This window comes from Thalassotalea coralli (assembly GCF_055786205.1).
Window position 1 is genome coordinate 1 of sequence record NZ_JBVVBK010000009.1, and the last position, 22,635, is coordinate 22,635.

General features: G+C 39.6%; 17 protein-coding genes and 3 tRNA genes. 7 read left to right on the forward strand and 13 right to left on the reverse strand.

Features of this window, described 5'->3' with window-relative positions; genetic code table 11:
- Window positions 1-26 precede the first annotated feature (26 nt).
- The 8 genes from ACOB80_RS19095 to dsbC all read right to left on the reverse strand — a co-directional run bounded on the left by ACOB80_RS19095 (window position 27) and on the right by dsbC (window position 6,769).
- Window positions 27-103, reverse strand: a tRNA-Arg gene (locus ACOB80_RS19095).
- A 93-nt stretch (window positions 104-196) separates the two neighbouring features.
- A tRNA-Arg gene (locus ACOB80_RS19100) sits at window positions 197-273 on the reverse strand.
- A gap of 30 nt (window positions 274-303) precedes the next feature.
- A tRNA-Ser gene (locus ACOB80_RS19105) sits at window positions 304-396 on the reverse strand.
- Window positions 397-592: 196 nt separating this feature from the next.
- Entirely contained in the window at window positions 593-790 is a 198-nt protein-coding gene (gene csrA / locus ACOB80_RS19110) for a carbon storage regulator CsrA (protein ID WP_473167473.1), read from the reverse strand.
- Window positions 791-1,265: 475 nt separating this feature from the next.
- Window positions 1,266-2,819: a lysine--tRNA ligase gene (gene lysS / locus ACOB80_RS19115; protein ID WP_473167474.1), complete on the reverse strand. Its 1,554-nt coding sequence runs from the start codon at window positions 2,817-2,819 to the stop codon at window positions 1,266-1,268.
- Between the two features lie 137 nt (window positions 2,820-2,956).
- A complete protein-coding gene (gene prfB, locus ACOB80_RS19120) occupies window positions 2,957-4,054 on the reverse strand; it encodes a peptide chain release factor 2 (protein WP_473167475.1) in 1,098 nt (365 codons plus the stop codon).
- A 96-nt stretch (window positions 4,055-4,150) separates the two neighbouring features.
- On the reverse strand, window positions 4,151-5,887 hold the full coding sequence (recJ, locus tag ACOB80_RS19125; protein WP_473167476.1) for a single-stranded-DNA-specific exonuclease RecJ: 1,737 nt from the start codon (window positions 5,885-5,887) through the stop codon (window positions 4,151-4,153).
- Between the two features lie 24 nt (window positions 5,888-5,911).
- Window positions 5,912-6,769, reverse strand: a complete 858-nt coding sequence (gene dsbC / locus ACOB80_RS19130) for a bifunctional protein-disulfide isomerase/oxidoreductase DsbC (RefSeq protein WP_473167477.1) — start codon at window positions 6,767-6,769, stop codon at window positions 5,912-5,914.
- 169 nt (window positions 6,770-6,938) lie between these two features.
- Between dsbC and fldB the strand changes: the two genes are divergently transcribed.
- From fldB to ACOB80_RS19150, 4 genes are all read left to right on the forward strand, one after another.
- The gene (fldB, locus tag ACOB80_RS19135; RefSeq protein ID WP_473167478.1) at window positions 6,939-7,463 is read left to right on the forward strand and encodes a flavodoxin FldB; all 525 of its coding nucleotides are present in this window, start codon (window positions 6,939-6,941) and stop codon (window positions 7,461-7,463) included.
- A 79-nt stretch (window positions 7,464-7,542) separates the two neighbouring features.
- The gene (gene srmB / locus ACOB80_RS19140; RefSeq protein WP_473167479.1) at window positions 7,543-8,796 is read left to right on the forward strand and encodes an ATP-dependent RNA helicase SrmB; all 1,254 of its coding nucleotides are present in this window, start codon (window positions 7,543-7,545) and stop codon (window positions 8,794-8,796) included.
- A 198-nt stretch (window positions 8,797-8,994) separates the two neighbouring features.
- On the forward strand, window positions 8,995-10,014 hold the full coding sequence (locus tag ACOB80_RS19145; protein ID WP_473167480.1) for a FecR family protein: 1,020 nt from the start codon (window positions 8,995-8,997) through the stop codon (window positions 10,012-10,014).
- A 201-nt stretch (window positions 10,015-10,215) separates the two neighbouring features.
- Window positions 10,216-12,990, forward strand: a complete 2,775-nt coding sequence (locus tag ACOB80_RS19150) for a TonB-dependent receptor domain-containing protein (RefSeq protein WP_473167481.1) — start codon at window positions 10,216-10,218, stop codon at window positions 12,988-12,990.
- Window positions 12,991-12,997: 7 nt separating this feature from the next.
- Here the strand turns inward: ACOB80_RS19150 and yaaA are convergent, their stop codons facing one another.
- A complete protein-coding gene (gene yaaA, locus ACOB80_RS19155; protein WP_473167482.1) occupies window positions 12,998-13,774 on the reverse strand; it encodes a peroxide stress protein YaaA in 777 nt (258 codons plus the stop codon).
- Window positions 13,775-14,001: 227 nt separating this feature from the next.
- On the opposite strand from yaaA, the gene tal reads away from it, so the two are divergent.
- The 3 genes from tal to ACOB80_RS19170 all read left to right on the forward strand — a co-directional run bounded on the left by tal (window position 14,002) and on the right by ACOB80_RS19170 (window position 15,878).
- Window positions 14,002-14,955, forward strand: a complete 954-nt coding sequence (gene tal, locus ACOB80_RS19160; protein ID WP_473167483.1) for a transaldolase — start codon at window positions 14,002-14,004, stop codon at window positions 14,953-14,955.
- A gap of 135 nt (window positions 14,956-15,090) precedes the next feature.
- Entirely contained in the window at window positions 15,091-15,261 is a 171-nt protein-coding gene (locus ACOB80_RS19165; RefSeq protein WP_473167484.1) for a DUF3545 family protein, read from the forward strand.
- A 110-nt stretch (window positions 15,262-15,371) separates the two neighbouring features.
- Window positions 15,372-15,878 carry a DUF6942 family protein gene (locus ACOB80_RS19170; protein ID WP_473167485.1) on the forward strand — a complete coding sequence of 169 codons (507 nt, stop codon included), beginning with the start codon at window positions 15,372-15,374 and terminating at the stop codon, window positions 15,876-15,878.
- 54 nt (window positions 15,879-15,932) lie between these two features.
- Here the strand turns inward: ACOB80_RS19170 and ACOB80_RS19175 are convergent, their stop codons facing one another.
- From ACOB80_RS19175 to ACOB80_RS19190, 4 genes are all read right to left on the reverse strand, one after another.
- Window positions 15,933-16,706 (reverse strand): EAL domain-containing protein, encoded by a 774-nt coding sequence (locus ACOB80_RS19175; protein ID WP_473167486.1) that lies wholly within the window; start codon window positions 16,704-16,706, stop codon window positions 15,933-15,935.
- A 134-nt stretch (window positions 16,707-16,840) separates the two neighbouring features.
- Window positions 16,841-19,156 carry a DNA topoisomerase IV subunit A gene (parC, locus tag ACOB80_RS19180; RefSeq protein ID WP_473167487.1) on the reverse strand — a complete coding sequence of 772 codons (2,316 nt, stop codon included), beginning with the start codon at window positions 19,154-19,156 and terminating at the stop codon, window positions 16,841-16,843.
- A gap of 176 nt (window positions 19,157-19,332) precedes the next feature.
- Complete coding sequence (locus ACOB80_RS19185; protein WP_473167488.1) at window positions 19,333-20,547, reverse strand: GGDEF domain-containing protein; 1,215 nt, start codon at window positions 20,545-20,547, stop codon at window positions 19,333-19,335.
- Window positions 20,537-22,465 (reverse strand): GGDEF domain-containing protein, encoded by a 1,929-nt coding sequence (locus tag ACOB80_RS19190; RefSeq protein WP_473167489.1) that lies wholly within the window; start codon window positions 22,463-22,465, stop codon window positions 20,537-20,539. The genes ACOB80_RS19185 and ACOB80_RS19190 overlap by 11 nt, the downstream gene beginning before the upstream one ends.
- Window positions 22,466-22,635 lie beyond the last annotated feature (170 nt).

Sequence of the window (22,635 nt, forward strand, 5' to 3'; positions counted from 1 at the left end):
AGCCTTACGGCTGGTTTCTCAAATAGTGGCGGACGCGGCAGGAGTCGAACCTGCGACCGCCTGGTTCGTAGCCAGGTACTCTATCCAGCTGAGCTACGCGTCCGCGGTCAATCGTTGTTTTAAATCCCGAGTTAGAGATTTTTGTAACTACTTGCTAAGTGTAGTTGCCCTTTTATATTTATCCACCTAAAGAAGGTGGCGGACGCGGCAGGAGTCGAACCTGCGACCGCCTGGTTCGTAGCCAGGTACTCTATCCAGCTGAGCTACGCGTCCATTTCAGTCTTGCCGTTCTTAAAGAAAGAATGGCGGTGAGAGAGGGATTCGAACCCTCGATACAGCTACAAACTGTATACTCCCTTAGCAGGGGAGCGCCTTCAGCCTCTCGGCCATCTCACCAGTGGGTGCGAATATTAATGGATAAAAAAAATAAGTCAAACGATTTTTTACGTTTTATTTTTGTTTGCCGAGAAAACATGCAACTAGCGTAAATATCGAACATTTATGGACTATATTCAGCGCTTAGTCGCGAAATAGTTTATAAAATTTTGAAGATAAAAAAACCGGCTAATGCCGGTTTTCTTCATGAGGGAAATTAAAAATTGCCGCCTGTTGGTGCTGAGTCACCTTTTTCAGACTGTATTCGCATATAAATTTCTTCACGATGAACAGAAACTTCTTTCGGCGCATTAACGCCTATTCTTACCTGATTACCTTTAACGCCAAGAACAGTGACCGTAACGTCATCACCGATCATCAAAGTTTCTCCAACTCTTCGGGTTAATATTAACATTCCTACATTCCTTAATTTCTTTTAACGGGATCACTAAATTCTGCTAGTTATAAATTTAGTACATCAATTGGCACTTAGCCCCATTTCCACAAAATGATTAATATTAATACCTTGTTGATTCTAAACAGCATCTTGCTAAATTAGACAAATGTATAACATCTCACATTTTCTATCGTGGCAATTCCATACCAATTAGTTACATTTTAGCAAGGAAAGACGTATGTTACAGTTAAATTTCTTGATTTTTTGAAATTAATTGTAATCTTAATAGCTAATCAAAATTACATTAACTGGTAGTTAACACCTGTACCTATGCTCTCTAGTTATACTACGAGAATATTCATATTCCAGATTACTTAGGAATAAATTAACTTTATTAAAAGAGTAATAAGAATCTAATTTTCCGTGCCGCTAAAACAAAAAATCCGCATTGACGAGTATCAATGCGGATTTTTTAGTTAGTGATTAATACTTACTATTCTGCCAACGGACGCATATGCGGGAATAAAATAACGTCTTTTATCGTTGGTGAATCAGTAAATAGCATGACCAATCTATCAATACCTATACCTTCACCAGCTGTTGGCGGTAAGCCATGCTCCAGTGCTCGAATATAATCATCATCAAAATGCATAGCTTCGTCATCACCAGCATCTTTCTCTTCTACTTGCTTACGGAAGCGCTCAGCTTGGTCTTCAGCATCATTAAGCTCTGAGAAGCCATTTGCTAATTCACGACCACCTACGAAGAACTCAAAGCGATCAGTGATGAACGGGTTTTCATCATTACGACGTGCTAATGGTGAAACTTCCCAAGGGTATTCTGTGATAAAAGTTGGTTGATCAAGTAAGTGCTCTGCAACTTCTTCAAAGATTTCACAAATGTATTTACCTGGACCCCAAACTTTTGCCGCATCACCTTCTTTAACGTGCACTTTCTTAGCTAAGGCTTTGATAGCATCAAAGTTGTTTTCTGGATCGCGAAGAGCTGCTTCGTCTTCTGCTGTTACTACGCCATCTTCTGCGTACTTAACGATGGCATCAACCATAGATAAACGCACAAACGGCTTACCAAAGTCGTAAAACTTTTCTTCTACCACTTCGCCTTCAGCATTTTTCACTGTATTTCGAACAACGCTTGTGCCTAACACTTCTTCAGCAACAGTACGTAACATTTCTTCCGTTAAATCCATAAGATCGTGATACGTAGCATACGCTTGGTAGAATTCAATCATAGTGAATTCAGGATTATGTCTTGTAGACAATCCTTCGTTACGGAAATTACGGTTGATTTCAAATACACGTTCAAAGCCACCTACAACTAAACGCTTCAAATAAAGTTCTGGTGCTATTCGCATGAACATTTCAACATCTAACGCATTGTGATGAGTAACAAACGGCTTAGCCGTTGCGCCACCTGGAATAGTTTGTAGCATTGGCGTTTCAACTTCCATGTAGTCACGTTCAGCTAAGAAGCGACGGATAGACTCAACGATTTTCGAACGAACTTTAAAGGTGTTGCGTGTTTCTTCATTAATAATTAGATCTACATAGCGCTGACGATACTTAGTTTCAGTATCTTGTAGGCCATGGAATTTTTCAGGAAGTGGACGCAATGATTTCGTTAATAATTGGTACTCTTCCATATTAACGTATAAATCGCCTTTACCAGACTTGTGAAGCGTACCTGTAACACCAACGATGTCACCGATATCCAAAACACCCCACTTAGCTTTAATCTCTTTTTGCACATTTTTGTCAGCATAAGACTGAATACGTCCAGTCATATCTTGTAATACTAAAAATGGTCCACGTTTAGCCATAACACGACCAGCAATGCTGTATTTTGAAGTTTCAGCTTCAAGCGTTTCTTTGTCTTTATCGCCATGTGCAGCTTGTAAATCAGCTGCATAGTGTTTTCGTTCAAACTTGTTAGGGTGGCCATTGGCCGAACAGTTTTCTCGAATCTGCGCTAATTTGCCGCGACGTTCGGCAATCAATTTGTTTTCGTCTTGAATTTGCTCTGTCATTTGATTTCTCAATTGTTGGCTTACTTTTACCTGACAAAATGTCAGTCTGGTTTACATTATTCAATGTCGCGAGCATAGTCTGCTATAACGATAGCCGCAACATCAAAATTAGATTAAATAGTTGTTTGTTATTCGAATTAAAGTCCAGATTTCAAACTGGCTTCAATAAATTTGTCTAAATCGCCATCCAAAACAGCTTGCGTGTTTCGGTTTTCAACACCTGTTCGCAAGTCTTTAATTCGACTATCGTCAAGAACATAAGATCGAATTTGGCTACCCCAACCTATATCAGATTTACCATCTTCCAATTCTTGTTTACTTTCATTTTGCTTTTTAAGCTCTAGCTCATATAGCTTAGCTTTTAATAGCTTCATCGCTGTCGCTCTGTTCTTGTGTTGAGAACGATCATTCTGACAAGCTACCACAGCACCTGTAGGGATGTGTGTAATTCGAATCGCTGAGTCAGTTTTGTTAACGTGCTGACCACCGGCACCCGAAGCTCTAAAGGTATCAATACGCAAATCAGCAGGGTTGATATCGATTTCGATATTGTCATCAATTTCAGGGTAAATAAACGCCGATGCGAACGACGTATGTCGACGGCCAGATGAGTCAAATGGAGATTTGCGAACTAAACGATGAACACCAGTCTCCGTTCGCAACCAACCGTATGCATAGTCACCAGAATATTTAATGGTACAACCTTTGATCCCAGCAACATCGCCATCTGACACTTCGATAACTTCAGTCTTAAAGCCGTGTGCTTCCCCCCAGCGCAAGTACATACGCATGAGCATTTCTGCCCAGTCCTGTGCTTCAGTGCCGCCAGATCCTGACTGAATATCGAGATAGCAATCTGCTTCATCGTTATCGCCCGAGAACATCCGGCGAAACTCTAATTTGTCTAAATCTTGTATTAGGCTCTCAACTTCTTGTTCCGCATCTAAAAAAGTATCTTCATCTTCTTCTTCAACGGCGAGCTCAACTAATCCTTCAATATCATCACAACCACTTTCTAGGTTTACAATAGTCTCTACGACTGCTTCCAAACCAGCACGCTCTTTACCTAAGGCTTGCGCCCTTTCAGGTTCATTCCATACATCTGGTAATTCTAACTCTCGTACAACTTCGACAAGTCGCTCTGCTTTTACCTCATAATCAAGGTAGCCTCGCAATAAGCTCGTACGTTCACGAATTTCTTTGACTTTATTCAATACTGGATTGATTTCAAACATACCAGGTACTAGGGCTCCATCGTTTGCGAATTGTGATGTGGTTATGTGAAAAAATAGTCGCGCATTGTAGCGTAAAAACTCTACCAAATAAACGCATTAATAGGTGGAATTCGACACTTCAATATTTTCGACAATAAATTGCAAAGACTTGTTGCCGCGAAATTCGTTTACATCAAGCCTAAAAGCTAAGTGAACCTTAGTAGCAGCAGCATTGGGCCATTGTTTAACATCAACATTAAAAGCAATGGCGTCGTATAGTTTACTGTCTTTGCTGACGACAACTTTTAAATGGCGTTCACCAACGATACGCTGCTGGACAAGTTCAAATTCATCATCAAAAAGTGGCTCTGGAAAATGCTGTCCCCAAGGCCCAGATGATTTTAATAAGTTTGCGAATTCAATTGATAAGTGCTGACTTTGTAACGCACCGTCACTTTCAATTTTTCCTGATAGTTTTTCAGGGGTGAGCCACTGCTGTGCAGTTTGCTCAAATGCGTGCTGAAACGCTTCAAAATCTTGCTCAACTATTGACAATCCTGCCGCCATGGCATGGCCGCCATACTTAATAATTAAGTCAGGAAATTTGGTATCGATATGTTCTAACAAGTCACGTATATGTAGACCGTCTATAGAGCGCGCGGAGCCCTTTATAATATTGCTATTTTCATCTTTAGCAAAAACAATGCTTGGGCGATAATACTTCTCTTTTATACGACCAGCGACAATACCTATTACACCTTGATGCCAATTTTCATTATAAAGGGCGATAGCATGTGGCAAGCTGTTTTGTGCGAAATTTAATTTGGCAAATATTTGTTCTGCTTCTGCTTGCATACCCTGCTCTATTTCACGGCGTGACTTATTTAATGCATCTAGCTCACTTGCTAACGCTCGCGCTGTCATTAAATCAGGGGCTAGCAAACAATCTATACCATGTGTCATATCATCCAAACGACCAGCAGCATTTAATCTAGGCCCTAGAGCAAAGCCAAAGTCACTTGCAACAAGTTCTTCTTGTTTTCTATTGGCTACTTCGATGAGAGCTTGAATGCCTGGGCGTGTGTGCCCTGCGCGGATCCTTCTTAACCCTTGCTCAACTAGAATACGGTTATTGTTATCTAGGCTAACAACATCTGCCACCGTTCCAAGCGCGACCAGATCTAGGCAATTAGCCACATTAGGCGCCGCAATACCTAGATTTTCAAACCATTGCTGCTCAATCAAATACTTGCGCATAGCCAACATAAAATAAAAGGCAACGCCGACCCCTGCCAAGGATTTACTTTCAAACGGGCAATCGACTTGGTTAGGATTAACAATCGCCGTAGCTTTAGGTAATTCACTTCCAGGAAGGTGATGATCAGTAACAATTACTTTCATACCTAATTCGTTCGCTTTGTCTACGCCAGCTATACAACTGATGCCATTATCTACTGTAATCAGTAATTGTGCTCCTTGACGATGAGCGTGCTCGACAATTTCAGGCGATAAGCCATAGCCATACGCAAAACGATTTGGCACTAGATATTGTAGGTTTTGCTGACCAAACTGCCGTAAACACTGAATCATGACAGCAGTACTTGTTGCGCCATCACAATCAAAATCGCCAATAATACAAATATTTTCTTCGGCACAAATTGACCGATAAAGCTGCTGACAGGCTTGTTCTAAACCTGACAAACTCGAAACGGGACAAAGGTTTTCTAAATTTAATGCCAGCTCTTTATCCGTTAGGACTCCTCTACTGGCGTAGAGTTGTTTTAATACCGGATGTAAACTACTGGGCAAGAAAGAGTCGTCGACCTTTGGCCGACGAACAATGGTTTTATTCATACTATTTGGTATTGGGTGGACGAACTAGCTATCTGATTTAAGACTTTCGAGTACTTTAATCAAATCTTGAGGTTGTCTATAGCCAGGCAATAGCAGGCCATTATCGAACAATATTGCTGGCGTAGAATTCACACCAACTTGCTGGGCGAAGTCAAAACCGTCAGCTAAAGGCTTATCACACTCTCGTTGCACAACCTTTTCGCCTTGCTTCGCTTTAGTTAACGCTGTTGCAGGGTCAGTACTACACCATATAGAACGTAGATCTTTAAAGCCTTGTGAAAAGTTACCTGTTCGATCTATCACACCAGCTCGAGGATAAGCCATGTACCTAACTGTAATGCCTAGGTCGTTGTACTTATCCATTTGTTGATGTAATTGGCGGCAATAGCCACAAGTAATGTCGGTAAAAATGGTCACAACATGCTTTTCATCTTTCGCAGGGTAAACGATCATTTCTTTTTGGAATTTTTCGATACCCGCCAAGCGAACTTTAGCTAAACTTTCTTCAGTTAAGTTTTTGCCTTGGCCTTCAATATCGTAAAGCTTTCCTTGAAAAAGATACTTGCCATCCTTTGACGTGTAAAAGATACCTTGATTAGTTAACACTTCTAAAAGATCATTTAGCGGAGTTGGGTTGATAGCTTGTACTTCTAACCCGGTCATTGATTTTATTTTACTAACAATCGCCTTATGTTCTTTAGCTTGAATTGTTGACTCATTTGCAGCTAAGTTTGCACTTGCTATTAAACAAGCACTTGCAAATAACATACGTTTAGCTGTGATTAGAAGCTCCTTGGCCATATGATTCTCTTTTAATGTATTCTTAATTTGAACTATTTCTAGCAGTGTATCACTTGCTTGTGACAGAAATAAACTACTCACTGCTCCCTAATTACAATAAGACCGAAAATCCGCTCGTTTTATTACATTTAATTCAGCGATAAAAAGCAAAATAACGACTACGCTAGCTACTGAATCCATGCTCTGTTACACTTGCGCCGCAATTATAACGTCCATTAAGAATTTCTATATAAAGGTGTAAGAGATAGTAATGAAAATAGGTCTTTTTTACGGTTCAACTACGTGCTATACCGAGATAGCGGCTGAAAAAATTCAGCAGGTTATTTCAAAAGACAAAGTTCAACTCTTTAATTTAAAAGACACACCGCTATCTGAAGTCGCCTCTTTTGATTTTCTCATTTTTGGTATTTCAACTTGGGATTATGGTGAAATCCAAGAAGATTGGGAGAGCCAATGGGACGATATAGACAATATAGACCTAAATGGAAAGGTCGTCGCGTTGTACGGTATGGGTGATCAAATAGGCTATACCGACTGGTTTCAAGATGCTTTAGGTATGCTTCATGATAAAGTCGTCGCGCAAGGTGGTTTTGTCATTGGTTTTTGGCCAAATGAAGGCTACGAATTTGCCGCATCGAAAGCACTAACAGAAGATACACAACACTTTGTTGGTCTAGCGCTTGATGAAGATAATCAATATGACTTAAGCGACCAACGAATAGAAACTTGGTGTAAGCAGTTAGACCAAGAGATAACCGAAATCCTAGAAAGTTAATCTTAAAAGTTATTTCATTTGCTAGGTTTAACCTAAGATTACCTCTATAATTCGCACAAATTTAAACGAGCTTTATAATATGTTTGAGCAATTTGACCTTGATTCTGCCCTACTCGCAGGAATTAATGCCGCAGGCTATAAAAAACCTACTTCTATTCAATCTTTAGTATTACCTGAAGCGATGAGTGGAAAAGATATTTTGGCGTCTGCACCAACAGGAACAGGAAAGACAGCGAGTTTTCTGTTACCAGCAGCTCAACATTTACTTGATTTCCCAAGAACTAAACCTGGGTTTCCTCGTGTGTTAGTGCTAACGCCAACGAGAGAACTTGCCAATCAAATTTTTGACATCAATGAAAGCCTAACAGAAGAAACGCCAATTAAAACAGGCGTTATTACCGGTGGTGTTAACTACGGCAGCCATAAGGAAATTTTAACCTCTACCACAGATATGCTAATCGCAACCCCAGGCCGCTTGTTGGAGTACATTGACAACGAACAATTTGATGCGAGAGAAATTGAGATTCTAATTTTAGACGAAGCAGATCGCATGCTAGATATGGGCTTTGCTGAAACAATTAATCGCATTATTGGTGAAGCTAGGTGGCGTAAACAAACCATGTTGTTTTCTGCAACCTTAGAAGGCTCGGCGGTATTAAAGTTTTCGCGCGATATTTTAAACGAACCGGTTTTTTTAGAGGCGAATCCATCGCGTAAAGAAAAAGCTAAGATTCATCAATGGCTGCACTTAGCAGATGATAAACAACACAAATTAGCATTGTTGCTTCATTTGTTGAATCAACCTGAAGTAGAGCGCGCGGTCGTTTTTTGTAATAAGCGAGAAACCGTTCAATATTTATCGGGCAAACTAACAGGTGAAGATTTACCTTGTGCATGGCTAGAGGGTGAAATGCCGCAAGATAAACGAAACTCAGCAATCAATCGTTTACGACACGGCAAAGTTAATATTCTCGTCGCTACAGATGTTGCTGCTAGAGGAATCGACATTGACGACATTACTCACGTCATCAACTTTGACCTTCCACGTAAAGCTGATATTTACTTACATCGTATTGGCCGAACAGGCCGAGCTGGAAATAAAGGTACGGCTATTTCTTTAGTTGAAGCCCACGATATGCCAGTTGTCGGAAAAATAGAACGTTATACCGATGAAAAATTGCCTCGCAGAGTCATTGAAAGCTTGCGTCCAAAACACAAAGAAGCAAGAGTTGCAATGAAAAAACCGAAAGTGAAAAAATCGGCTGCAATGAAAAAAGCTAAAGCAAAAAAAATATTGAAAAAGAAAACCAAAAAACTTGCTAAAAAAGGGTAATTGACAACTATAGTACTTGAATGACAGAATCGGCTTGCACAAAAGTTTAAGATCGGTGAAAATACCGCCAATTAAATTCTTGTACTATAGTTATTATCGGAACACTACTATTTTACATTGATGTTTATACGCAATTGTTATGAGATGTTTTTTTGCTAAAAATCGCTCAACAATATATTAATAGGGACTTATTAATCGATGCCACACCACACTATTCAGGACGCTGTTAAATTACAAGCTAGTGCTTGGGTTAGCAAGTTGAACCGTGGTTTAACTGAGGAAGAAAAGCCTCAGCTTATAGCGTGGATAAACCAAAGTCCTTCCCATCATCAAGCAATTTACCGTGTTGCAACATTCTTCGATAATATCAGTGAATTAGAAGAGCTAAACGGCGTTTTTTCGGTAGAGTCCCAGTCAAATTTCTGGACACGAAAATATGTTCTGTTGTTAATAATCTGTACTTTAGGCCTTTCTTGGGCAACTTACCTTATCGCTCACTGGATCCAGAAGAACCAGTTTGCTCCTGCACCAACCATTTACATGACCAGCGTTGGCGAAACCAAAGATATTACCTTACCGGATGGCTCAATCTTATCGCTCAACACCAATAGTAAAGCGGTCGTAGAATTTAGCGCAAACTTACGTCAGGTCAGGTTAGATTATGGTGAAGCAGAGTTTGATGTATCTCGAGATATTAACCGACCTTTCACCGTATTATCAGGAAGTAAAAGCTTTACCGCTCTAGGCACGATATTTAATATCGAAAAACAGAATGAATTCGATATGGAACTTTTAGTTACTGAAGGCGAAGTCCTAGTAACCGAAAACATCGATGATCCTCTAGCGTTAAGAACTCTGATTAAAAACGAAACAAATAAAAAAGACTCTTCTGCAATTATTCATACCAATGAAAAGCTTAAGGTCGTTAATACCCGTGAAATTATGACTAAACAGTTAAGTAAAGCAGAAATCTCACAAGAACTTGCTTGGCAGGCTGGCATGGTAGTGTTTGACGGACAGTCTCTATCACAGGTATTAAAAGAAGTAAGTCGTTACACAAATGTGCAATTTGAAATATTAGATCATCATTTGGCTAATATTCGCGTGGCTGGTACATATAAAACAGGTGATATCGACGGTTTACTTGATACGCTTGAACAAAACTTCAATATTAAATACAACCATCAAGCAACAAACAACATCCAACTTACCAGATAATTTTCAATTTATCGCTCAAAAGGCTTGCCCGATTTTCCTTTCGTAATATACTGACTAGAGAGTACAAAAATTAATATTAGCTAACTTAATCATTTCTTTATGCTAAAAAGTCGTATTATAAAATCAATAAAGTTAAGACTTATTAAGCAATACTTATTCATAATTCTCACGATTGCCTCTATTTTGTTTTCACAAGTAGCAATGGCAAAGACAGAAAAACTTTATTTATTTGATATTGATCAGCTCCCTGCTAATGTTTCTTTAGGACTCTACGGTAAACAAAGTCAACAAACTTTACTGTACTCATATCAACTAACGCAAAACACGTTAACTAATAAAGTCTCTGGCTATTACACTAGAGAGCAAGCTTTAACTGTTTTGCTCAGAGGAACAGGTTTAACGTTTGAATTACTCAACGATAACAAAGCAAAAGTTACGTTAAATCCAACATTTACCGAGTCTGTTAGCAAAAAATCAGAGCAACCTACTGTTCGACCACAAGTTGAGCAATCTCACCAGATAGAAGAAGTAGAAAAAATATCTGTTATTGGGAAAAGAGGCTTGCAAAGAAGCTTAATGGACTTACCCGTGCCGGTAGATATTATTTCTAGTGAAATGTTAATCGAGTCAGGACAAACGAGTCTAGGGCGGATGTTGCAGGCGGTAGCACCATCTTTCAACTATTCGAGTTCGTCTATTAGTGACGGCACAGATGCAATAAAGCCAGCAACATTAAGAGGACTGGGACCAGACCAAACACTTATTCTTGTCAATGGAAAAAGACGACATTACGCAAGCCTAATTCACATCAATACCTCTGTTGGAAGAGGTACAGCTGGTGCTGATCTAAATACTATCCCGGTAGAAGCTATAGAACGTATCGAGATATTACGTGATGGTGCAGCAGCTCAGTATGGCTCAGATGCTATTGCCGGGGTAATTAATATCGTATTAAAAGGCAACATGGAAAATAGCCAAGTAAAAACCGCCTTTGGTCAGCATGAGCTAGGAGATGGAGAATCTTTTACAGCAAGCGTAAACACAACTTTTCACCTAAACAACAACGGATTTATCAATACCACTATAGCTTTTGATTACAATGAGCCGACAGATAGGGCCGGTTTAATAGGCTCTTGTCTCTATCGAGAATGTCAGCGAGTGGATGAAGGCGTATATCAAACGTCAAATTTTCAAGAAATACACGCAGACAGAAATTTATTTGAAATCGGCGATCCTAAGAGTGAACAAATGTCATTAGCATTAAATGGCGAATATGCGCTAGCTAATGGCAATATTTATGGATTTTCATTACTTTCAACCAGAGATAATCGCTCTGCTGCTTTTTTTCGAGATTACTCCAATAAGCAAGCTAACCCTATTTTAAGTGATGGTTCTCCTGTTAGCCAAACGGGTTATTTACCTTATATTCACTCTTCTATTGATGACATCTCGCTAACTATCGGCTACGAAACGGAAATATTCAGTGAAGTCGCTTTTGATATTTCTTACAGTATTGGAAAAAATTCGATCGAGTATACAACCGAAAACTCCCTTAATGCTTCCTACGCAAACTACCTTAACTATCATCAGCAGCAAACAGCAAAAACAACAAGAGACAAGGTTATTGATAGCGCTAAGGCATATGGACTTTCTCTAGGATTACAAACGGTTAACATGGATTTTTTTCGGACATTTGATACCTTCGAGTTAGCATTAGGTATGGAATTTAGACAAGAAAATTACCAAGTTAAGCCAGGCGAACAGTATAGCTATTTTGACTATGACTCGACGGCTGAGTTTCAACACGAGCATGGTAACGCACTTGGCGGAATTCAGGGGTTCCCAGGTATATCACTTGAGCAGCAAGTCGATGAATCGCGAAATATGTTATCTGCCTATGGAGAAATTACCGCTGACCTCACAGACGAGCTATCGGTTACAACAGCATTACGTTGGGACGAGTATGAGTCATTTGGCTCTACATTAAATTATAAATTGGCATCCCACTGGCAAGTAACTGAAGTTTTATCGTTACGGGGTTCATTAAGCTCAGGTTTTAAAGCTCCGTCAATGCAGCAGCTGTATTTCAATAACACCAGTACACAATTTATTGTCGACAACAAGAATAAGCTAGTACCAGAGCAAGTAGGCACATTCAGGAATGATAGCGAATTAGCCCAAGCGGTAGCACTTCCCAAAATTCATGAAGAACAGTCTAGAAATTTAAGTCTTGGTGCCGTTGTTAACTTTAACGAAAGTTGGCAATTAACAATGGACTATTATCAAATCCATATTGACGACCGCATTGTTATTAGCAATAAACTTTGCCCCGAGTTTAATCCGATACTCGCAGAACAGTTATCTATTAATAACGTTGATAAAGCACAGGTATTTTTTAACGGTGTTGACACCAAAACAACCGGTTTTGACGTTATTGCTTCTTGGAAGAAGCCACTTCAAAAAGGGTACTGGCACGTTAACTTCGCCGCAAACTTTACCGATACCAAAGTTATTGAGAAACATCCCCCTACTGACGGTTTGTTGCAACACCTAACACTCGACCAAGTTTTTGATGAACAGGACATTTCAATTATTGAAGAATGGCAACCACAAGACAGAGTTAGCTTTACGTCAAAAATAAAATGGTTAGATTGGCATGCCAATATCGCGATTAACCGCTACGGTGAATACACGATTTTAGACGGCGATAGACAAACCTATCAGCCAGAAATATTAACGGACTTTAGGGTGGAACACGACGTAAACCCTAGCTTATCGCTTATATTGGGTATTAACAATATGTTTAATGCTACCCCCGACAAGAACACTATAGGGAATTCTCATGGTGGTACTATCGTCGACAGCAGCGGGAATAATGTCGTCACCAGCCCTGGTGTATTTACTTATTCTAGACGTTCAGCGCCCTTTGGCTTTAATGGGCGCTATTATTACGCGGGATTAGAGTATAACTTTTAACCGTGCCTTATTGCTCTTGGTTACGAGTAAAAACAGGCACCTTATCAGTGGAAAGCTCCGCATTAAAACGGTAACCGTCTAGATTAAATTGTTTTAAACTTTCAACATTATCAATTTTATTTTCAATAATATAGCGAGCCATCAAGCCACGAGCTTTTTTAGCGAAAAAGCTGATCATTTTATATTGACCATTTTTCCAATCTTTAAACGCTGGCGTAACTATCTCGGCATTTAACAGCTTTTTGTTTACCGATTTAAAATACTCATTTGATGCCAAATTAATAAGAACCGTAGATTCTTGCTCAGCTAGCACCTGATTTAATTTTTCAGTAATCAAGTCGCCCCAAAACTTATAAAGATTAGGCCCACGCTCATTATCAAGTTTAGTCCCCATTTCTAAGCGATATGCCTGCATCAAATCCAATGGCTTTAACAAACCATACAAGCCGGAAAGAATTCGCATGTTTTCCTGAGCATACAGAATATCGTTTTCACTTAAACTTGACGCATCTAGTCCGGTATAAACATCTCCGTTGAAGGCAAATACCGCTGGGCGCGCATTATCGGGTGAAAATGGCTGAGACCACTCACCAAACCTAGCTGCATTTAACCCTGCTAGTTTGTCGCTAATTCCCATTAATGAAGACAAATCAGCCGGTGTTAATTGCTGACAGCGTTCAACCAAAACCTGGCTATGTTCGAGTAATTCGGGTTGAGAATACTCTTTAGTAGGTAAAGCAGATTCATAATCGAGATTTTTAGCAGGCGAAACAACAAAAAGCATAGAATAGACGTCTAATGGATAAATTTGCCGATACTATAACACAGGGTTAGATTAATAAAATATATTGGACTAAGAAGTTACTTGATTAAGGCGCACCACTTGGGCATATTTACCCTACACTTAAATAACAATTCGACGGAATGAGCGACCTTCCTACTGGCACTTTGTCATCTTAGTTAAATAAAAAGTCGATAACATTCTAAAAGAAAACCTAAAAAGGCATATTCATGGCAAACCAATTAACGCAGTTAAAACAAATGACGACTGTTGTGGCTGACACAGGCGATATCGAAGCGATAGCAAAATATCAACCGCAAGATGCAACGACTAACCCTTCACTATTGTTAAAAGCCGCGTCTCTTCCTGCTTATTCAGAACTATTAACTCAGGCAGTAGCTTGGGCGAAAACTCAATCAGACAACAAAGCACAACAAGTTATCGATGCAAGCGATAAACTTGCCGTTTTAATTGGTATCGAAATTTTGAAAATTATTCCTGGTCGTATTTCTACAGAAGTAGATGCACGACTATCATTTGATACGCAAGGTTCGATTGCAAAAGCTAAAAAGTTAATAGCAATGTATAACGAAGCTGGAATCAGCAATGATCGTATCTTAATTAAACTGGCTTCTACTTGGGAAGGCATCAAAGCTGCAGAAGAGTTAGAAAAACAAGGGATTAATTGTAACTTGACCTTGTTATTTAGTTTCGCACAAGCGCAAGCATGTGCCGAAGCCGGTGTATTCTTAATTTCGCCATTCGTTGGGCGCATCTTAGACTGGTATAAAAAAGATACAGGCCGTAACAGTTATGAAGCATCTGAAGATCCGGGTGTGGTATCTGTAACTAATATATACAACTACTATAAAGCGAAAAACTACCAAACAATCGTAATGGGCGCTAGCTTTAGAAATTCTGGCGAAATATTAGAGCTAGCAGGTTGTGACCGATTGACCATCAGCCCGCAGTTACTTGAAGAGCTATCTGGCAACGAAGAAGTTGTCATTCGTAAGTTGAATGACAATCAACCATCTATCGGTGAAGAAGAGCCACTAAACGAAGCTTCGTTTAGATGGGCGCTCAACCAAGATGCAATGGCAACTGAAAAGCTTGCCGAGGGTATTCGTAACTTTGCTGTCGATCAAAATAAGCTAGAAAAACAGCTTTTAGCGTTGCTTTAGTAAACAACGATTAAAACTCAAGATTTAAAAGCCATTATTTTTCAAGTTGTTAGAAAGGACTCGCAAAAAAGTGTTTTAATTGTTTAACAGAGTGTGATATTAAAAAGGTGCTGTTGTAGAAAAAAGGAGCACTCCATGAATAACGTAGAAAAAATATTGGACTCACTTGGTAAACAACAAAAAGCTGCGACGAGCAGCAAAAAACGAAAATGGCGCGAAATAGAACAACTTAAGGAAAAATTTGAGTTAGAAAAAGAGCTTAGAGCTTACGATGATTCACTAGAGTATATGTTGGACGAGTTTTAATATTCTCCCAATCATCGCGCAAAAACCCAGTTTATACTGGGTTTTTTTAATGTCTACACTTCACCGCTTTTAACGTAGTGATACCAACAACGCTTAAAAAGAGAATCTACGTGCAAACACCCGGATTAGGCAACCCTAACGCTAAAATACACATATATTGTCAAAATACCCCGCCAATTGAACCTTATCTATCACAAGCCTCTATTAGAGCGGTAGAGCCCGGTGAAATTGGTCGTATTGGACAACTTACAGGTAATCATTGGCGAAAAATTTTCAATGTGATGGCTAAATTTGCCTTTCAACTCGAAGCTGATTTGTCGAAACAGTTTAAAACATGGCAAACATTTCGCGATACCGCACTACTTTCTTCTTCGGGGGACTTTGCTTTATGGCTAGGTTTACAAAACCTAGAGACAAGCCAACACCACATATCTATTGTCATGGGCAAACAATATGGAGAAGCGTTAGGGCTAGCTGAAAAATGTTTTTGGCTATCGCCATCTTTTGCGATAAATGAAGAATTACGTGTGATCATCTGCCCATATTTTGACTACAGGCAACTCAGCAACATTAAAATCGAGCAGTTATGTAACCTAGTGACCCAACTTCGCATCTAAAATCATTACAACGCTAAAAATTGCTTAAACGTCAGTCTAAGGCGATAAATTACTTTACTGCGCAACACACTGGTACAGCGGCTCTTGAGCCAGTCTTGGAGGGTACAACTCATCAGGGTTCATCGAAGGTTTAGCAAGGTAATAGCCTTGTGCATAACGCATTCCTAGCTGTCTTAATAATTCAAATTCTTCGAATGTCTCAATTCCTTCGACAATAACTTTGGCTTGAGCAGACTTTGCAAGTTCAAGAATCGCAGTGACAAATTTTCTTTTAAAACTGTCTAAATGACATTTCTCAACAAAATAACGATCTATTTTAACGATATTCGGCCTAAGCTGACTCCACATCTTCAATCCTGAATAGCCGGCCCCAAGGTCATCAATTGCCACGTTAAAGCCAAATTGTCTGTACTTTTCTAAAGCTATTTGTAAGGTGGTTGCATTTGGATATGGATGTTTTTCACTAAGTTCGATAACTATGCGCTGACAATCTAAGCCCGCCTGCTCTACCAACCGCTGTGTTTCCCCTTGTGGGTGAGCAGGGTCAAGTAAAACCAAAGGGCTAATGTTTAAAAAGAGCTTGCCAGGTAGCTGTAGGTAAGCAAATCGAGAAATAGCGACATCGCGACAAAGAATTTCTAATTCAGAGAGTAAGCCACAATCAGTTGCCGCTTGAAACAGTGCGTCAGGACTGGAAAATTGACTATTTTGGGGGCCGCGCGTTAGAGCTTCGTAGCCAACAACAACCTTTTCTTGAATATCAAATATAGGTTGAAAAGCAGTGCTAATTGCTTTGCGATTGATAATGTCTTCAATTTCTCTATACACTTGACTCTCCTTAACCAAGCGCATAGTAGAATTGATTTATGACATATTTATGACGAAGATTAGGAATTAAGAATAATTACCATTAATTCCTAATTGTTCGCTCAACTTATAACCAAAATTAAATACTAAAGATGCTACTCAGTAAGAGTAGTATCTTCAGGTTTGCTGTCGGCTTCTGTTTCAATAACTTCAACGGTGGCTTTTTCAACAGCAATACGATCTACGCGTTGTAACCCTCTAGGAAGCTTATTTCCACGTCTACCACGCTCGCCTCTGTAATGGTCAATATCTGAAGCTTTCAAGGTTAACTTACGCTTACCTGCATGCAGAGTCACGGAGTCTTCAGTGCCAATAACTTCGATAAGCGTCACAAATTCCTCTCTAGCTTTAGCCCGCGCAGCAGAAATGTTAATGATTTTATTACCTTTCCCTTTACCAAGTTCAGGTAAATCAGCTACGGGGAACACTAACATACGACCTTCTGACGTTATTGATAATACTAATGCGTTCTCCATATTATCAATATGTTTAGGTGACATAACTTTTGCATTGGCAGGTAAAGACAATAACGCTTTTCCGTTCTTGTTTTTACTTACCATATCCTCAAACTTACCAACAAACCCATAGCCTGCATCACTGCTGAGTAAATACTTCGCTTGATCTTCCGCCATAACGGTTTGTTCAAAATTTTCGCCCGCTGGTAAATTAAAGCGCCCTGTTAACGGCTCACCCTGGCTTCTTGCCGTAGGCAGAGAATGAGCATCAGTAGAGTACGCGCGTCCAGTTGAATCAATGAATACAACCGGCCTGTTACTTCTTCCTCGAGCTGAACACAAGTAGGAATCACCCGCCTTATAACTCATCGCTTCTGGGTCAATATCATGGCCTTTCGCACACCGTGCCCAGCCTTTATCAGAAACAACGACTGTAACAGGCTCACTTGGCACCAGATCCTTCTCAGATAACGCTTTAGCCTCAACACGTTCAACAATACGTGAACGTCTGTCATCACCATACTTTTCAGCGGCTTCAAGAATCTCTTTTTTAAGTAAGGTGTTCATTCGCGCTTTAGAATTAAGTGTTTTTTCTAGATATTCACGCTCTTTGTTCAATTCATCTTGCTCAGCTCGAATTTTTATCTCTTCAAGCTTAGCTAATTGACGGAGCTTTATTTCTAATATTGCTTCTGCTTGCTTTTCTGATAATTCAAAACGAGACATTAACTCGGCTTTAGGATCATCGTAGTTTCGAATAATCTCAATAACTTCATCAATATTTAAATAAGCGATGAGTAAGCCATCTAAAATATGCAAACGCGCGAGTACTTTATCTAACCTAAATTGCAATCGACGACGAACTGTTTCACGACGGAAAACTAACCACTCGCTTAACACTTCTTTTAAGTTTTTCACCGCTGGCTTGTTATCTAGGCCGAGCATGTTTAAGTTAACGCGATAGTTTTTCTCTAAATCTGTAGTCGCAAACAAGTGCTGCATCAATTGCTCGGTATCAACTCGATTAGATCGTGGCACAACCACTAAGCGAATAGGGTTTTCATGATCTGACTCATCTCTCAAATCGACTACCATAGGCAGCTTTTTAGCGGTCATTTGAGCAGCGATTTGCTCCAACACTTTGGCACCTGAAGCTTGATGCGGTAAAGCCGTTATCACAATTTCACCTTGATCAACTTCGTATACAGCACGCATTTTAATACTACCGCGCCCCGTGGAATATAGTTTCTCAATATCCGCTTTAGGGGTAATAATCTCGGCATCAGTTGGGAAGTCTGGCCCTTGTACATGTTCAAGCAAATCGGCCATTTCACTTTTGGGTGAATCGATCAACTGAACACATGCATTGGCGATTTCGCGTGCGTTATGTGGCGGAATATCTGTAGCCATACCAACAGCAATACCTGTAATACCATTGAGCATAATATGTGGTAAACGAGCAGGTAACGTTTTGGGCTCTTTCATCGTGCCATCAAAGTTAGGCACCCACTCTACAGTCCCTTGACCAAGCTCAGAAAGTAATACCTCACTAAAACGAGATAAGCGCGCTTCGGTATAACGCATAGCAGCAAAAGATTTAGGATCGTCCGGTGCACCCCAGTTTCCTTGGCCATCTACAAGGGGATATCGATAAGAAAAAGGTTGTGCCATTAACACCATAGCTTCGTAACAAGCTGAATCACCATGAGGATGAAATTTACCAAGAACGTCACCAACAGTACGCGCTGATTTTTTGTATTTGGCGACTGCAGATAATCCCAGTTCAGACATGGCGTACACTATTCTTCTCTGTACCGGCTTTAAACCATCGCCAATATGAGGAAGTGCACGATCCATAATGACGTACATTGAGTAGTTTAGATATGCTTCTTCCGTAAACTGGCGTAATGGACGTTGTTCAATGCCATCCAGGCTGTAATCGAGTACATTAGACATTAAGTTTTCCCAACACTTTTATTATAATTGATACCAAGTGGTCATGGTTTGCTGTGACATTTAAGAGTATGGCGGATATTGCTGCTCTTAATACTGCTAGCTTATCGAATATTGACGCCGGAAAAAATACCTATACAGAGAATTTTTTAGCTATTTCAGTGCCAACTGCTTATTTTCTAGCAAACAACTTGATTTCTTCCTTGTTGCTTTGCTTTATACATGGCTTGATCCGCTTGATGAAGAAGGCTTTCAAAGTCTTTCGTTTCGTTAGACAAGGTCGCAACGCCCATACTTATTGTTATCGAATGTTGCTTACCATTAACTTGTTGCGTGCTTTCTTGTACTTTTTCTCTAAAGCGCTCGGCAACAGCGTGCGCTTCTTTTAATGGCGTTTCAGGTAAAATAACCGCAAATTCCTCACCGCCTATCCGCGCATAGATATCTCGAGTCCTAAAGCTTTCTTTGCCAAGTAATGCAACTTCAACGATAACTTTGTCGCCAATGTCATGACCAAAGGTATCATTTATCTGTTTAAAATGATCGATGTCCGCCATGATAACGCTTAATGAGGTGCCTTGAGCTAGGGCTAACGAAAAGCGATCTTCCCCCATCTGGAAGAAGCTTCTGCGATTATAAAGTTTAGTTAGGCCATCTGTTTCAGTTAATAAGCTCAGCTTCTTACGAACTTTAAGTTGTCGATACAATAGGATGGCAAATGCAGTTGATAACACAATAAACAACAAAATATTGCGAATTTGAGCTCGCTCTTGATACTTAGTATTTTTAAACTGCAGATCTTGAATGGCTTGTTCACCCGCTAACAATTGATGCGTTTTTTCTTTAAGTGATAGCTGATATTTCTGCTCCAACATATCTAAACGCTCTTTCTGGGTTATATCCCAATTAGCGTTAATCTTTTCTACCATTAGAGTCTTTTCATCAAACGCTTTTTTAAATAACTTTTGCGAAGCATAAATATTTGCTGTTACCTGATGAAGAAAGTAAAAGTCCGGTGATGACGCCTGTTTCGCAGAGATTCGTTCAAGTTCGGCGCTAGCTGTTTGAGCATGTAATAGCGCATCATCAAAACGCTCAAGATCTAGTGCGTAATGAGCTTGCAAAATCTTTAGCAATATTTTTTCAGCCTGATTAAAGTCTTGTATCTCGTTTTGTAACCGCAAAACCTTCTTGTGCCAGCCTTTTTTGCCTTTCTGACTGCTTTCATCTTCTCTAACCAAAGTGACCAGAGCCGCTAATGGTTCTCTAACAGCTAGTTCAATATCACTTTTTTTAATATCTTCAAGCTGAACTTGCGCAGATTGCGCCACAACATAGTCAGGCAACAAGTTGACAATAATCAATAGTAGTAGCAATACTCGGTTACTGACCATAACACACCTGATCTTTCCCTTGCGCTTTAGCTTTATAAAGCTGGATATCTGCTCGTTTAAGCAACGCTTGATAAGAGTCATCTTTCGTTGGCACAACACTAGCAACACCAAAGCTCAACGTAACTTGATTTAAGCCAGGGATATTCCATTCGGCTTCTTTTAATGACTGTTGAAGACGAGCGCAAAACGCTCGAGCTTGCTCTACGTCAGTTTCCGGCAATACCGCGACAAACTCTTCGCCTCCAAATCGGCCAATTGTATCGTTAACACGAATCATATTATTGGCAAAGTCAGCGATATGGCACAATACTCTGTCCCCCGCTTGATGGCCAAATTCATCGTTAATACTTTTAAAATCATCGACATCCATCATGATAAGAGTCAAGGGCCAATTACGATTATAGGCATGCTGAAAACTCAATGAAATAATTTCCATTAAACGCCTACGGTTTGTTAAGCCAGTCAAAGGGTCGGTTCGACTTGCAACTAATAACTTATGTTGGCCTTTAACACTCTGCCATACTAGCCAAGCCATCACTAACGACAAAGCCCCTAAGATGATCACTAACCACCTTCTACTTTCTATTTCGTTGTTTGCTTCTACCAGTTTAAAACCCTGAACGGCTTTTTGTTGTCCCAATAATTGGTTTTCAAGATCTTGTTGCTGACTTTCATACTTTAAGCGGGCATCTTCGATTTTATCTACATTAGTACTTTCCAAGCGTTGCATATCTAATTCAATAAGCCTCGTTTGAACTTGATAAGCTTGTTCATATTTACCTTGTTGATAAAAGATTTTCGACTTTAAATATAAGTTGTCCAACAAGGCTTTAGACGAGTTGGCTCTTTCCAGAAAATCAGGATATTTAAGAATAAGTTGCTCAGCCTCTTCAACTGCAGCCATAGCTTCTTCAAGCTTTTGTAATTCAAAAAGTAAAAAGCCCCTTTCTAAAGCATTAGATATAGGAACATCTATCTGTTCAGCGCCTACAGCATATTCGGATGAGATTATAATGTAACGATATGCTGCTTCAGGATTGGAGTTAGGTTGACGATATTGTGCCCAAGCCATTCCAGCATAAATCAAAGATAAAAATTCATTGTTACTCAATTGGTCTGCATTGGAGATGATCTCCTGATACGCCTCAATAGCTCTCTCTTCTTGACCCAGATAGTAATACCCCATCGCTATTTCTCTCAAGGTTGTATAGGCTAAATACAACTTGCCTGCCTTGATATAATGAGATTTTGCCGCTAAATAAAACTCCTGTGATTTTTCTACTTGATTTAACATTGAATAAAGAATGCCAAGCTCGGAATTTATATACCCCGACAAAGCATCATCCTTAATCTCTTTTGCTATTATCAAGGCGTCATTAAATAAGGTTAAGGCTTGATCATATTTACGCACCTGGTAGGCCAGCGCACCTAAATTTATTAAACCATTTGCGATATTTTTTTTGTCATTTAATGAATAAGCAACTTCTAGCCCCAAATTGTAGTATTCCTTTGCCGTTGCATGATCGCCTAAGCTCTCGTACCCAAATCCTGCGGCATACCTTATTTCACTTGTCATTTGGCTAGGGCGAGTTTGCTGCGCGGCGATCAGAATTCCTTTATCACCTGATTTAATTGCATCGTTATATCTTGCAAGGGCGATAAGTATTTCTGTTTCCAGAAAGTAAAACTTCAGTTGTTGGTCGATATTTAACAACGATACCTTATCTACATGCTGTTGAATGCTGAGATATGCTTTGGGAGGCTGAGTGTCTTTTAGCTTTTCGATATAGACCACATACTGGTCAAATGGAAGGAAAGGAGGTTCCTTAGTCGATTCCACTTTTGTTTGGCTTAGAGGTTGATCGCGTTCAATAACAAGGGCATTAGCATTTGCATTACACAATATTAACAAAAACACAAAAAACAGGTTAACTTTCAAAAGGTTAAAATGATTTTTTCTGGTTCGTGTCAAATGTGTTCCCTTACTATTTAATAACAATCTAACTAAAGTTACGGCCAATATTCTGTATTGGCCTATTAGTTAAAAACATTATAAAACGACAAGTGTTTAAAATAAAAGATTAGACA

Bases quoted from the DNA above. Each gene is read 5' to 3' on its own strand.
- ACOB80_RS19150 (WP_473167481.1), top strand. From the start codon at position 10,216: ATGGCAAAGACAGAAAAACTTTATTTATTTGATATTGATCAGCTCCCT.
- recJ (WP_473167476.1), bottom strand. From the start codon at position 5,887: ATGAATAAAACCATTGTTCGTCGGCCAAAGGTCGACGACTCTTTCTTG.
- prfB (WP_473167475.1), bottom strand. From the start codon at position 4,054: ATGTTTGAAATCAATCCAGTATTGAATAAAGTCAAAGAAATTCGTGAA.
- parC (WP_473167487.1), bottom strand. From the start codon at position 19,156: ATGTCTAATGTACTCGATTACAGCCTGGATGGCATTGAACAACGTCCA.
- lysS (WP_473167474.1), bottom strand. From the start codon at position 2,819: ATGACAGAGCAAATTCAAGACGAAAACAAATTGATTGCCGAACGTCGC.
- fldB (WP_473167478.1), top strand. From the start codon at position 6,939: ATGAAAATAGGTCTTTTTTACGGTTCAACTACGTGCTATACCGAGATA.
- yaaA (WP_473167482.1), bottom strand. From the start codon at position 13,774: ATGCTTTTTGTTGTTTCGCCTGCTAAAAATCTCGATTATGAATCTGCT.
- csrA (WP_473167473.1), bottom strand. From the start codon at position 790: ATGTTAATATTAACCCGAAGAGTTGGAGAAACTTTGATGATCGGTGAT.
- srmB (WP_473167479.1), top strand. From the start codon at position 7,543: ATGTTTGAGCAATTTGACCTTGATTCTGCCCTACTCGCAGGAATTAAT.
- tal (WP_473167483.1), top strand. From the start codon at position 14,002: ATGGCAAACCAATTAACGCAGTTAAAACAAATGACGACTGTTGTGGCT.
- ACOB80_RS19165 (WP_473167484.1), top strand. From the start codon at position 15,091: ATGAATAACGTAGAAAAAATATTGGACTCACTTGGTAAACAACAAAAA.
- ACOB80_RS19145 (WP_473167480.1), top strand. From the start codon at position 8,995: ATGCCACACCACACTATTCAGGACGCTGTTAAATTACAAGCTAGTGCT.
- ACOB80_RS19185 (WP_473167488.1), bottom strand. From the start codon at position 20,547: ATGGTCAGTAACCGAGTATTGCTACTACTATTGATTATTGTCAACTTG.